General features: G+C 59.5%; 9 protein-coding genes. 7 read left to right on the top strand and 2 right to left on the bottom strand.

The genetic code is table 11. The features are described 5' to 3' along the window. Positions 1-194 precede the first annotated feature (194 nt). Positions 195-1,523 carry an omega-aminotransferase AptA gene (gene aptA / locus H4W29_RS15420; RefSeq protein WP_192729681.1) on the top strand — a complete coding sequence of 443 codons (1,329 nt, stop codon included), beginning with the start codon at positions 195-197 and terminating at the stop codon, positions 1,521-1,523. Positions 1,524-1,662: 139 nt separating this feature from the next. Then, positions 1,663-2,721: an alpha/beta hydrolase family protein gene (locus H4W29_RS15415; RefSeq protein WP_192729680.1), complete on the top strand. Its 1,059-nt coding sequence runs from the start codon at positions 1,663-1,665 to the stop codon at positions 2,719-2,721. Between the two features lie 105 nt (positions 2,722-2,826). Here H4W29_RS15415 and H4W29_RS15410 read toward each other — a convergent pair whose 3' ends face one another. Next, complete coding sequence (locus H4W29_RS15410) at positions 2,827-3,738, bottom strand: HD-GYP domain-containing protein (RefSeq protein WP_192729679.1); 912 nt, start codon at positions 3,736-3,738, stop codon at positions 2,827-2,829. Positions 3,739-4,361: 623 nt separating this feature from the next. Between H4W29_RS15410 and H4W29_RS15405 the strand changes: the two genes are divergently transcribed. Then, positions 4,362-5,465, top strand: coding sequence for a branched-chain amino acid ABC transporter substrate-binding protein (locus tag H4W29_RS15405; RefSeq protein WP_192729678.1), 1,104 nt, complete (start codon positions 4,362-4,364; stop codon positions 5,463-5,465). Positions 5,466-5,582: 117 nt separating this feature from the next. After that, entirely contained in the window at positions 5,583-7,280 is a 1,698-nt protein-coding gene (gene ade / locus H4W29_RS15400) for an adenine deaminase (protein WP_192729677.1), read from the top strand. On the opposite strand, the gene bglA is transcribed toward ade, so the two are convergent. Next, the gene (bglA, locus tag H4W29_RS15395) at positions 7,273-8,922 is read right to left on the bottom strand and encodes a beta-galactosidase BglA (protein ID WP_192729676.1); all 1,650 of its coding nucleotides are present in this window, start codon (positions 8,920-8,922) and stop codon (positions 7,273-7,275) included. The two genes, ade and bglA, sit on opposite strands and share 8 nt — an antisense overlap. A 274-nt stretch (positions 8,923-9,196) precedes the next feature. Between bglA and H4W29_RS15390 the strand changes: the two genes are divergently transcribed. The 3 genes from H4W29_RS15390 to H4W29_RS15380 are packed head-to-tail and all read left to right on the top strand — an operon-like array spanning position 9,197 to position 12,663. Next, a complete protein-coding gene (locus H4W29_RS15390) occupies positions 9,197-10,777 on the top strand; it encodes a peptide ABC transporter substrate-binding protein (RefSeq protein WP_183731777.1) in 1,581 nt (526 codons plus the stop codon). Between the two features lie 48 nt (positions 10,778-10,825). Then, the gene (locus H4W29_RS15385; protein WP_113412129.1) at positions 10,826-11,749 is read left to right on the top strand and encodes an ABC transporter permease subunit; all 924 of its coding nucleotides are present in this window, start codon (positions 10,826-10,828) and stop codon (positions 11,747-11,749) included. Next, positions 11,746-12,663, top strand: coding sequence for an ABC transporter permease (locus tag H4W29_RS15380; protein ID WP_192729675.1), 918 nt, complete (start codon positions 11,746-11,748; stop codon positions 12,661-12,663). Before H4W29_RS15385 ends, H4W29_RS15380 begins: the two co-directional genes overlap by 4 nt.

Below are 12,663 nucleotides of genomic sequence, written 5' to 3'. Positions count from 1 at the left end.
GCCATTGCGGCCATCGATTTTTGTAACAATGCCCGGCGAAGGATTAATGACGCTCCAAGCGTCTCGGGAACGGCAGTTGGCAGCGCTTCTTCGGCTTGACGCCTTGCCGGGCGCTGATAATTTGACCGGGCAGTAAAAATAAACGGCGCCAAGCCTTGAACGGGAACGGCCTCCCCAACGGCCAGGAGAACAGCATGTCCAATCGCCTGAATGCAACGCCAAACGACCTTCGTGCCTTTTGGATGCCCTTTACCGCGAACCGTCAGTTCAAGAAGGAACCGCGCCTCTTCGTGAGCGCCAAGGATATGTACTACCAGACCCATGACGGGCGTCAGGTTTTGGACGGTACGGCTGGTCTCTGGTGCGTGAATGCCGGCCACTGCCGCCCGAAGATTACCGAAGCGATCCGCGAGCAGGCAGGCGAACTCGATTACGCCCCGGCCTTCCAGCTCGGGCACCCCAAGGCCTTTGAACTCGCCAACCGCCTGGTCGATATCGCCCCCGAGGGCTTGGATCACGTCCTCTACACCAATTCCGGTTCTGAATCGGTGGAAACGGCGCTCAAGGTGGCGCTCGCCTATCACCGCGTGAAAGGCAACGGCTCACGCTTCCGCCTGATCGGCCGCGAGCGCGGCTATCACGGCGTCAACTTCGGCGGCATTTCTGTCGGCGGCATCGTCACCAATCGCAAGATGTTCGGCACGCTTTTGACCGGCGTCGACCACATGCCGCACACCCACTTGCCCGGCAAAAACAACTTCACCCGCGGCGAGCCCGAAATTGGCGGCGATCTCGCCACCGAACTCGAGCGTATCGTCACCCTCCATGATGCCTCCACGGTCGCCGCCGTCATCGTCGAACCGGTTGCGGGTTCGACCGGCGTTCTCATTCCGCCGAAGGGCTATCTGCAGAAACTGCGCGAGATCTGCACCAAGCACGGCATCCTGCTGATCTTCGATGAAGTCATCACCGGCTTCGGCCGCCTCGGCGCTCCCTTCGCCGCCCAGTATTACGACGTGAAGCCCGATATCATCACCACCGCCAAAGGCCTGACCAATGGCGTCATCCCGATGGGCGCCGTCTTTGTGACCTCGGAAATCCATGATGCCTTCATGAACGGCCCCGAGCACATGATCGAGTTCTTCCACGGCTATACCTATTCCGGTAACCCGATCGCCTCGGCCGCAGCACTTGCAACGCTCGACACCTACAAGGAAGAAGGCCTGCTGACCCGCGCAGCCGAACTCTCGGACTACTGGGCCGATGCGCTGCATTCGCTCAAGGATTGCCCCAATGTCATCGACATCAGAAACACGGGTCTCATCGGCGCGATCGAACTCGACCCGATCGCCGGCGAGCCGACCAAACGCGCCTTCACGGCCTTCCTCAAGGCTTACGAAAGCGGCCTGCTGATCCGTACGACAGGCGACATCATCGCGCTCTCTCCGCCGCTGATCATCGAGAAGAAGCACATCGACGAACTCTTTGGCAAGCTGCGTACGATCCTGCAGAACAACATCTGAGCTCAATCGTCCCAAGTGAATTCAAGGGCGAGGCTCCGGTCTCGCCCTTTCTTTTGATATCGGCGACCTCGATCGCGTTATCGGTCTCCAGCCTCAGGGATTTCCTCCAGACAGGGCAAATCAACCCAATGGAGATCCCATGCCAAGGCTTGCCTTTATCCTCCCTCTGCTCCTCCTGATGGTATCAGCAGCACATGCCGGAACCGGTTTCCGCGAAACCACCCTGCCCGGCATAACCGCCGATCACCCGATGCATGTCAGCATCTGGTATCCGACAACGTCTGACGCCACACCGGTCCTTCTCGGCGAAACACCGGCCTTCATCGGCCAACCTGTAATCAAGGACGCCGAGCCTACAGCCGGCCCGCATCCGCTGGTCGTCCTCTCCCATGGTTATGGCGGCAGCTGGCGTAACCTCGCCTGGCTTGCCGCCGATCTCGTTGACGCAGGCTATGTCGTTGCCGCGCCCGATCATCCCGGTACGACGACATTCGATATGCGGAAGCCCGACGCCGTAGAACTGTGGAAGCGCCCCGGCGACCTCAGCCGCGTGATCGATGCTCTGCTCGACAATCCTGATCTGACGGGCGGCGTGGCATCCGATCGGATTGCCGCCATCGGCCATTCGCTCGGCGGCTGGACGGTGGTCGAACTGGCGGGCGGCCGCTTCGACGCGGCCAAGGTGACGAGGAATTGCATGGCTGAATTCAGCCCGATCTATTGCAAAATATTCGAGGCGCTCGGCATCGGGCGCGATGCGGCCTCAAATGCAGCGATGGCCGCCGATCTCGGTGATGCAAGAATTCGTGCCGTCGTGACACTCGATCTCGGACCTGGCCGCGGGCTGACACCGGAGAGCCTTGCGGCAATCCATATCCCCCTAATGGTGCTCGGTGCTGCGGCCGACGTCGATGCGGAAACGGCAACCGAGGCGGAGATAGCAGCCACCAACAAGGATTCCGGTTACCTTGCCCGCTATCTGCCGTCAGCGACCACCACCTACAGCCTTATACCCGGATCATTGCATTTCAGTTTCATGCAGCCCTGCAAACCAGGCGCCGCCGAACTGATCGAGAAGGAAGCGCCCGGCGAGAGCATCGTCTGCCGGGATGGCGTTGGCGCAGATCGCGGAACGATTCACCGTCAGGTTTCCAGCATGATCACGGATTTCCTGGGAAAAGCGCTCGCTTATCAATAGAGCGGCTTCTTCATCCTGCACGCTTTCGAGACCGCGGATCACGAAGACATTCGGCCTGCGGCGGATCAGATCCCAACAGGCCTTACGTGATGAAAACGGATACGCTCAGGAAACAGAGGCGACCGACAGGCAGAGGGCGAATTTTTTGACGAGCCGGCGGTCGAAATGCCCTTCATTGGCCAGCATCCAGCTCAGCGCCTCCTTCGCGCTCCACGGAGCCTTGTAAGGGCGCACCGAAGTAACGGCGTCATAGACATCGCAAATCGCGGCAAGACGTGCGTGAAGGCTGATCTCGCCGTGGGAAAGCTTGCGCGGATAACCCTTGCCGTCGATCCGTTCATGATGGTTGAGGCAGACGTCGAGAACGATTTCCGACATGCCCTCCTGACGCGACAGGATTGCATGCCCTTTTTCCGGATGATCCCGGATCAACTGGATCTCGTCTTCGTTCAGGCGCCCTTCCTTGTTGAGCACTTCGAGCGGAATTTCGAGCTTGCCGACGTCGTGCAGCAGCCCCGCCGTGCCGAGCGTCTGCACCACTTCCTCATCCAGTCCGAGATGGCGGCTGAAAAGGATCATCAAGGCACTGACCGAGAGGGAATGCAGAAAGGTCACCTCGTCCTTGGACTTCAGCCGGGTAACGCTGATGAAGACGGCGGGGTAGTCATCCATCGATTTGGAAACGGAGGAAATCACCGGCTCGACCTGGTCGACGGTGATCGTATCTCCGCCCTGCAGCCGACCGAAGATATTTTCGAGCACTTCTACGGATTTCTGAATGGTCTCGCGCGCCGCCCTGATGTCGATCTCGATCTTACGTGAGGTGTTCCTGACATCGAGGCCCTTGGTGGTGTTGATCACGACACCTGCATCCGCGCACTCGTTAAGCTTCAGCGTATCGCTCTCGCGCCGCAGTAAGAACCGCCGCCGAGATAGAAGAGGATCGCGCCAAATACCCTCGACCATCTCGATAAACATTCCGGTCCGCACCTGCCTGGCTTCAATACGCTTGAGCATCCAGATATCTGTTCCCGCTATATGCCTATATCGACAAATCGAATATTTTATTGCACCGCAACAATATACTAGGGAATGATAGTTATACTGGGATTCTTAGAATCAATTGTTAACTTGCTAAAACAGCAAAACCAGAACAGTGATCAGCGGCCCCATTGCCACATATCTGTTTATCTGCGGCCGTCGATATGCTCTGTCGAGGAAGCTTCGTCTCAACTTTCTGCGGAGGTTACAAGTCACGCACGACTGAACGCATGCGATCGGAAAAACCTGGCCCTGACAGTTGCAGACCGAAATTGCCCTGACGCGGGCGCTGGGACGTGCGGAATAGCTTGGGCAGGACAGACCGAAAATTGCGGGAAATGGACTGAAAAATCAAAAAATCGGGCGCAATCTTTCCGGATTTGGCGAAAACGAGCCCGATCTTGTTATGATCTTGCGGAATCTCACCAAAATTCCTAGAAATCTGCATGCGCCGCGCGAGCCAAATATGGCCGCGAGGCTCATTGATCGCGCAGCTTTTCCTCGTCCTTCGCACGCTCCCAAAAGGATCGCTGACAAAAGAAACGGCTTTCGCGGCAAGCAACCGGTGGTCGAAGAGACCCTACCCAAGGAGAGAGAACATGACCCTGAAGACTCTGACGGCGACGCTCGTCGCCTCGCTGGCATTTGCGCCGCTCGCGCATGCAGATATCGTCATCGGCCTCATCGCGCCGCTGACCGGTCCGGTGGCAGCCTATGGCGACCAGGTAAAGAACGGCGCGCAGACCGCCGTCGATGAAATCAACAAGAGCGGCGGCATTCTCGGCGAGAAGGTCGTGCTCGAACTCGCTGACGACGCCGGCGAACCGAAGCAGGGCGTTTCTGCCGCGAACAAGGTTGTCGGCGAAGGCATCCGCTTCGTCGTCGGCCCGGTCACGTCAGGCGTTGCCATCCCGGTTTCCGACGTTCTGGCCGAAAACGGCGTGCTGATGGTCACTCCGACCGCCACGGCACCTGACCTCACCAAGCGCGGCCTGACCAATGTTCTGCGCACCTGCGGCCGGGACGACCAGCAGGCCGAAGTCGCCGCCAAATACGTTCTCGAACACTTCAAGGACAAGCGCGTCGCCATCATCAACGACAAGGGCGCTTACGGTAAAGGTCTCGCCGACGCTTTCAAGGCAACGCTGAACGCCGGCGGCATCACCGAAGTCATCAACGACTCCATCACGCCCGGCGACAAGGACTTCTCTGCGCTCACCACCCGCATCAAGGCTGAGAATGTCGATCTCATCTATTTCGGCGGTTATCACCCGGAAGGCGGCCTGCTCGCTCGCCAGCTGCATGATCTCTCGGTCAATGCCCAGATCATCGGTGGCGACGGCCTCTCCAACACCGAATTCTGGACGATCGGCACGGATGCGGCAGCCGGCACGCTGTTCACCAACGCCTCCGACGCCACCAAGAACCCTGACTCCAAGGCTGCAGCCGATGCGCTCGCCGCCAAGAAGATCCCGGCTGAAGCCTTCACGCTCAACGCCTATGCGGCCGTTGAAGTTCTGAAGGCCGGCATCGAGAAGGCCGGCAGCGCCGAGGATGCGGAAGCCGTTGCAGCAGCCCTGAAGGGCGGCGAGCAGATCCCGACCGTCATCGGCAAGCTCACCTACGGCGATACGGGCGATCTCACCTCGCAGAGCTTCTCGCTCTACAAGTGGGAAGGCGGCAAGATCGTCGCTGCCGAATAATCGGAGCGAATGGAACATGCGACCGGGCGCCAATGGCGCCCGGTTTTGTTTGCGGGCATCGAATCCACGAACAGATGCGCTATAACTCGCGGAATCGATTGCATTGCGAGGATAGATATGACCGCCAAGCTCGAACGTCTCATCGATCAGGGTGTGGGTCGCGTGCCTGCCGATATCGTCCTGAAAGGCGGACACTTCTTCGACCTCGTGACGGGTGAACTCGTCCAGTCTGATATCGCAATCTGCGGCGACCGCATCGTCGGCACCTGCGGCAGCTATAGCGGCGAAACCGAGATCGATATTTCCGGCAAGATCGTCGTTCCCGGCTTCATCGATACGCATCTGCATATCGAATCCTCGCTCGTCACGCCGCACGAATTCGACCGCTGCGTCCTGCCTTACGGCGTGACGACAGTGATCTGCGACCCCCATGAGATCGCCAATGTGCTGGGCAAGGAGGGCATCGAATTCTTCCTCGCTTCGGCACTGGAAACGATCATGGATATCCGCGTCCAGCTTTCCTCCTGCGTGCCGGCCACACATCTCGAAACTTCAGGCGCCGACCTGCCGGTCGAAGGCCTCCTGCCCTATCGCGGCCATCCCAAGGTCATCGGCCTTGCCGAATTCATGAATTTCCCGGGCGTGATCCACAAGGATCCCGTCTGCATGGCGAAGCTCGATGCTTTCCAGGGTGGGCATATCGACGGCCATGCGCCACTGCTCTCAGGCAATGATCTGAACGGTTATCTCTCCACCGGCATCCGCACCGAGCATGAATGCACGAGTGCCACCGAAGCACTGGAGAAAATCCGCAAGGGCATGCATATCCTCGTGCGCGAGGGTTCCGTCTCCAAGGATCTTCATGCGCTGATGCCCATCATCACCGAGCGCCTCTCGCCGTATCTTGCGCTCTGCACCGATGACCGCAATCCGCTCGATATCGCCGAACAGGGTCATCTCGACTACATGATCCGTACGGCTATCGCCCATGGGGTCGAACCGCTGGCTGTCTACCGCGCCGCCTCGATCTCGGCTGCCCGCGCCTTCGGCCTGCGCGACCGCGGCCTCGTCGCGCCCGGCTGGCGGGCCGATCTCGTGGTTATCGACAGCCTGGAGAATTGCCGGGCCGACATGGTCTTCTCGGCCGGCCGCCATGTCACTAACGCGCTCTTTGCCTCCCGCAAGCCAGTCTCGCCCGTCGGCCTCGACAGCGTCAAAGCGCGCCCCGTCAATGCGGCCCATTTCGGCGTGCCTGTTTCGGAAGGCGAAACACCCGTCATCGGCGTCATGCCCGGCAAGATCATCACCGAGCATCGCCGCTACCGTCTGCCGGCCAGAGGCAACCAGACGACCGTTGATCTCGGCAACGACATCATCAAGGTCGCCGTCATCGAGCGTCACGGCAAGAACGGCAATCACGCCAACGGCTTCGTCCAGGGTTTTGGATTGAAGAAAGGCGCCATCGCCTCGACGGTCGGCCATGACAGCCACAATATTTGCGTTGTCGGTGTCAACGAGGACGACATGGCGCTTGCGGCCAATCGTCTCGGCGAGATCAAGGGCGGCTTCGTCGTCGTCGAAGACGGTAAGGTCACAGGCGAGATCGCGCTTCCCGTCGCCGGCCTGATGAGCCTGGAACCCTATGAGACGGTGCGCGACACGCTGCATCATCTGCGCAAGGCCGCCTATGCGCTGGGCACGACCCTGGAGGAACCCTTCCTGCAAGTTGCCTTCCTGCCCCTGCCCGTGATCCCGCATCTGAAGATCTCGGACAAGGGGATGGTAGACGTCGATCGCTTCGCGCTGATCAGCTGATCCGAGCGCAGAAAGCGTCAAGCGCGTCGAGCTGCACTGTCTTGGCACCGGCAGCAGCTTTGAACCCGGGCATGGGCAATGGAGCGCCCAGCGCCATGCCGGCAGGAAGCTGAAACTCCGCGGCCTCACGTGTCAGGTTGAAGACGAAGAGCAGCTTCTCGTCTCCCTTCTCGCGCACAAAGGCGAGCAAGTCCTGATTGCTGCCAACGAATTCCATGCTGCCGTCGATCAGTACCGGATGGGTCTTCCGGAATTCCAGCGTACGCCGGTAATGGTGAAGCACGGAACTGTCATCGTTTTCCTGGGTGTCTACGGAAAGCGCCGCCTGTTCATAGGGCACCGGCAGCCAGCTCTTCTCGGCGCTGGTGAAGCCGGCATGCGCCTTGCCGGCTTCCCATGGCATCGGCGTGCGGCATCCGTCACGGCCCTTGAAGGCCGGCCAGAAGCGGATGCCGTAGGGGTCGCGCAGGTCTTCGAAGGCAAGCTCCGCCTCCGGCAGCCCCAGCTCCTCGCCTTGATAGAGGCAGATCGAACCGCGAAGCGCTGCCAGCACCGAAATCGCCAGCTTGGCGATGATGGGCCGCTCCTCTTCCGTCAGCGCGAAGCGGCTGACGTGGCGGTTGACGTCGTGATTGGAGAAGGCCCAGCAGACCCAGCCATCTTTCACCATGCGCTGGAAGGTCTCGACGCAGCCTCGGATATGGGCCGCGGTGAATTCAGGACCGAGCAGATCGAAAGTGTAACACATATGCAGCTTGTCGCCGCCGGTCGTATAGGCGGCGACGGTCTTCAACGAGCGCGCGCCGTCGCCGACTTCGCCGACCGTCGTGCGCTCCTCGTACTGATCGAGCAGAGCCCGGAACCGCCTGAGGAATTCGAGGTTCTCCGGCTGCGTCTTGTCGTAGAGGTGGTTCTGCATGCCATAGGGATTGCTGTCGGGCGCATCGAGACCAGCCTGATCCGGATCAGGCACATGCGGCGGATTGTCTCGGAGTTGCTTGTCACAGAAGTAATAATTTACTGTATCCAGCCGAAAACCGTCGACGCCGCGGTCGAGCCAGAACTTCACCGTCTTCAGCAGCGCATCCTGAACCGGCTTGCTGTGAAAATTCAGGTCCGGCTGCGAGGTCAGGAAGTTGTGCTGGTAATATTGCCGGCGCACGCCATCCCATTCCCATCCCGGCCCGCCGAAGATCGACAGCCAGTTGTTCGGCGCTGTCCCGTCGGGCTTCGGGTCTGCCCAGACATACCAGTCGGCCTTGTCGTTCGTGCGGCTGGAGCGGCTTTCCACGAACCATGGATGCCGGTCGGACGTATGGGAAATCACCTGATCGATGATGACCTTTATGCCGAGCCTGTGGGCTTCTGCCATCATCGCATCGAAATCGTCGAGCGTGCCGAAGATCGGATCGACGTCGCAATAGTCGGAGACGTCATAGCCCATGTCGGCCATGGGCGATTTGAAGAAAGGCGAGAGCCAGATCGCATCGACGCCAAGGCTTGCGATATGGGAGAGGCGCCGGGTTATCCCCTTGAGATCGCCGAGCCCGTCGCCGTTCGTATCCTGAAACGAGCGCGGATAGACCTGATAGATCACAGCGCCGCGCCACCAATCCGCATTCCCGCCCGTCTGCAACGCCATGAACTGCCTTCTCCCGCTTCATTTCGCCGCAAGACTAATGGCGGCGAAGCAAAAAACAACAGTTCAATGGCTCATTTTCGAGCAAAGATCAGGCAGTCGCGATCGGACAAAAGGGAGACGCTTATAAGCTTGTCCACACCCGAATGCTACCCACCGGTTTAGGGGTTGCAACGCCAAACCTTTGCGTTAAGGTGCCGTTGACCTGCACGTAACAGGTCAAATCGGGAACAAATGACCAAAGAAAAGGCGAAAAGCCTAGAAAGGTGGACACAGTATGTCCTTTTTCACGAAAAAATTTCTCGCGTCTGCAATGGTTGGCTCATTGCTCGCATTTTCGGCCCACGCGGCCACGCTGAATATCCATAATGGTGGCGACCCCACCTCGCTGGATCCGCAAAAACTCTCCGGCGACTGGGAAAACCGTATTGCCGGCGACATCTTCGAAGGCCTCGTCACTGAAGACGCCAAGGACAACCCGGTTCCCGGCCAGGCCGAAAGCTGGACCATTTCCCCTGACGGCAAGGTCTACACTTTCAAGCTGCGTGACGGCATCAAGTGGTCGGATGGCCAGCCGGTAACGGCCGGCGATTTCGTCTTCGCCTTCCAGCGCCTCATCGACCCGAAGAATGCAGCCGACTACGCCTATCTGCAATTCACCATCAAGAACGCAGAAAAGATCAACAAGGGCGAGATCACCGATCTGAACGAACTCGGCGTCAAGGCGATCGACGACAAGACACTCGAGATCACCCTTGAAAACCCGACCCCCTATTTCATCAACGCCCTGATGCACTACACGGCCTATCCGCTGCCGAAGCATGTCGTCGAAGCCAAGGGTCAGGACTGGGTCAAGATCGGCAACATCGTCACCAACGGTCCGTACAAGCCGGTCGAGTGGGTCCCCGGTTCGCACGTCACGACCGTCAAGAACGATCAGTGGTATGGCGCTAAGGATCTGAAGATCGACGGCGCGAAGTTCTTCGTGCTCGAAGATCAGGAAGCCGCGCTGAAGCGCTACCGCGCCGGCGAATTCGATATCCTCACCGACTTCCCGACCGACCAGTACGAGTGGATGAAGAAGAACCTTCCGGGTCAGGCGCACGTCGCCCCCTTCTCCGGCCTCTACTACTACGTCATCAACTCGACCAAGCCGCCCTTCAGCGACAAGCGCGTCCGCCAGGCTCTCTCCATGGCGATCAACCGCGAAGTCATCGGTCCGCAGATCCTCGGCACCGGCGAACTGCCGGCTTACTCCTGGGTTCCGCCGGGTACCGCCAATTACGGCGATCCGGCCTACGTTTCCTGGAAGGATCTTCCCTACAAGGACAAGGTCGAAGAAGCCAAGAAGCTGCTGAAGGAAGCCGGCTTCGGCCCGGATCATCCGCTGACGACCGAGCTCAAGTACAACACCAACGACAACCACAAGCGTATCGCTGTCGCGATCGCCTCCATGTGGAAGCCGCTTGGCGTCAATGTCGAGCTCGTCAACGCGGAAACGAAGGTCCACTACGACCAGCTGCAGCGCGGTGAAGTGCAAATCGGCCGTGCCGGCTGGCTTGCCGACTACAACGATCCGGACAACTTCCTGAACCTGCTCGTGACAGGCGTTCAGATGAACTATGGCCGCTGGTCGAATGCCGACTATGACAAGCTGATCAAGGAGGGCAACGCTCAGACCGATCTGACGAAGCGCGCTGAGATCTTCAAGAAGGCCGAACAGCTCGCGCTGGACGATTCAGCCGCACTCCCGATCTACTACTACGTCTCCAAGAACGTCGTCTCGCCCAAGATCGAGGGCTTCGTCGACAACGTTCAGGACATCCACCGCACGCGCTGGCTGTCCATCAAGGAATAAGGATGAAAGGCTCTTCCCGGTCACTCCGGGAAGAGCCGCTCCACGACCATGATCAAATACGCTCTCCGTCGATTGCTGTCGACGATCCCTGTTCTGTGGATCGCCGTCACAGCTTGCTTTTTCGTTTTGCGCCTTGCCCCCGGCGGCCCCTTCGATGGCGAAAGGCCATTGCCGCCGGTGATCTTGAAAAACCTTGCGGCCCATTACAATCTGGATAAGCCGCTCGTTCAGCAATACCTGATCTATGTCGGCGACCTGCTGAAAGGCGACCTCGGCCCCTCCTTTGCAAGCGAGGACTTCACCGTCGCCCAGCAGATCATGATCGGTCTGCCCTATACCTTCACCATCGGTACGGCTGCCTTCCTGATTGCGATCATTGTCGGCGTGGCTGTCGGCTGTCTTGGGGCGCTCTATCAGAACAAGGCACCGGACTATATTCTGAGTGCCCTCATTCTGGTGGGCGTCGTTCTTCCGAACTTCCTGATCGCGCCGATCATGCAGCTGATCTTCGGCATCCACCTCGCCTGGTTTCCAGTCGGCGGCTGGGGTGACGGCTCGATCAAATTTCTCGTCCTGCCGATCGTGGTTCTTGCGTTGCCGCATGCCGGCCGCATCTCGCGCATCACCCGCGGCTCGATGATCGAGGTGATGAACCAGAACTTCATCCGTACCGCCAAGGCCAAGGGCATCGGCCCGCGCCTGACGGTCATGCGCCACGCGCTGAAGCCCGCCATGATGCCCGTTGTCTCTTATCTGGGTCCGGCGGCAAGCTACCTTCTCACCGGCTCGCTGGTTGTCGAAAGCATCTTCGGATTGCCCGGCATCGGCCGCTATTTCGTCAACGCAGCGCTGAACCGCGATTACGGCATGGTTCTCGGTACGGTCATCTTCTACATGGTGCTGATCGTGTTCCTGAACCTTCTGGTCGATATCGCCTATGCCTGGCTGGACCCGAAAGTGAGAAACAGATGATCCTCAATCCCGCAAAAAGAGAGCTGCTTGCAGCCGAACTGCTGGAAGCGGAAGGCCTGTCTCCGGAAGGCCGCTCGCTGACCAAAGATGCGCTGCGCCGCCTCTCGCGCAACAAGGCAGCCGTCATCTCCATCGGTGTGCTGGTGCTGCTCATACTGGCCGCCTTCCTTGGCCCAAGCTTCATCCCCTTCAACTATGAAGACCCGGATTGGGCCGCCTTCCGCGCGCCTCCATCCTTCGAAAGCGGCCATTATTTCGGCACCGATCCGAACGGCCGCGACCTGCTGGCCCGTGTGCTTTACGGCACGCGCGTTTCGCTTGCCGTGGCACTCACGGCAACCCTCGTCTCCGTCGTCATCGGCGTGCTCTATGGTGCGATTTCAGGCTATATAGGCGGCAGGCTGGACTCGATCATGATGCGCTTCGTCGACATCATGTATGCGCTTCCCTACATCCTCTTCGTCATCCTGCTGATGGTGATCTTCGGCCGCAACGTCTACCTGCTCTTTGCAGCGATCGGTGCGCTCGAATGGCTGACCATGGCCCGCATCGTGCGCGGCCAGACCCTGTCGCTCAAGCACCGCGAATTCGTGGAAGCCGCCCGCGCCTCGGGTCAGAAGCCCTTCAAGATCATCACCAAGCACATCATCCCGAACCTCGTCGGCCCCGTCGTCATCTTCGCCGCACTGACCGTGCCGGAAATCATCGCGACCGAGAGCTTTCTGTCCTATCTTGGCTTCGGCGTTCAGGAACCACTGACCTCGCTCGGCACCCTGATTGCCGAAGGCACCGACGCCATGGAAAGCATGCCCTGGCTGCTGATTTTCCCGGCAAGCTTCCTCGTGGCCCTGCTGCTCAGCCTGCTCTTCATTGGCGACGGGCTGCGCGACGCGTTCGACCCGAAGGATCGATAG

Origin of the sequence: Rhizobium viscosum (genome assembly GCF_014873945.1) — a bacterium.
Classification (GTDB): Bacteria; Pseudomonadota; Alphaproteobacteria; order Rhizobiales; family Rhizobiaceae; genus Rhizobium; species Rhizobium viscosum.
Note: the sequence above shows the minus strand (reverse complement) of the source record. Positions and strands in the feature narration are given on the sequence as shown.

Coding starts and splice junctions, on each gene's coding strand:
- aptA (WP_192729681.1), top strand. CDS start 195: ATGTCCAATCGCCTGAATGCAACGCCAAACGACCTTCGTGCCTTTTGG.
- H4W29_RS15415 (WP_192729680.1), top strand. CDS start 1,663: ATGCCAAGGCTTGCCTTTATCCTCCCTCTGCTCCTCCTGATGGTATCA.
- H4W29_RS15410 (WP_192729679.1), bottom strand. CDS start 3,738: ATGCTCAAGCGTATTGAAGCCAGGCAGGTGCGGACCGGAATGTTTATC.
- H4W29_RS15405 (WP_192729678.1), top strand. CDS start 4,362: ATGACCCTGAAGACTCTGACGGCGACGCTCGTCGCCTCGCTGGCATTT.
- ade (WP_192729677.1), top strand. CDS start 5,583: ATGACCGCCAAGCTCGAACGTCTCATCGATCAGGGTGTGGGTCGCGTG.
- bglA (WP_192729676.1), bottom strand. CDS start 8,922: ATGGCGTTGCAGACGGGCGGGAATGCGGATTGGTGGCGCGGCGCTGTG.
- H4W29_RS15390 (WP_183731777.1), top strand. CDS start 9,197: ATGTCCTTTTTCACGAAAAAATTTCTCGCGTCTGCAATGGTTGGCTCA.
- H4W29_RS15385 (WP_113412129.1), top strand. CDS start 10,826: ATGATCAAATACGCTCTCCGTCGATTGCTGTCGACGATCCCTGTTCTG.
- H4W29_RS15380 (WP_192729675.1), top strand. CDS start 11,746: ATGATCCTCAATCCCGCAAAAAGAGAGCTGCTTGCAGCCGAACTGCTG.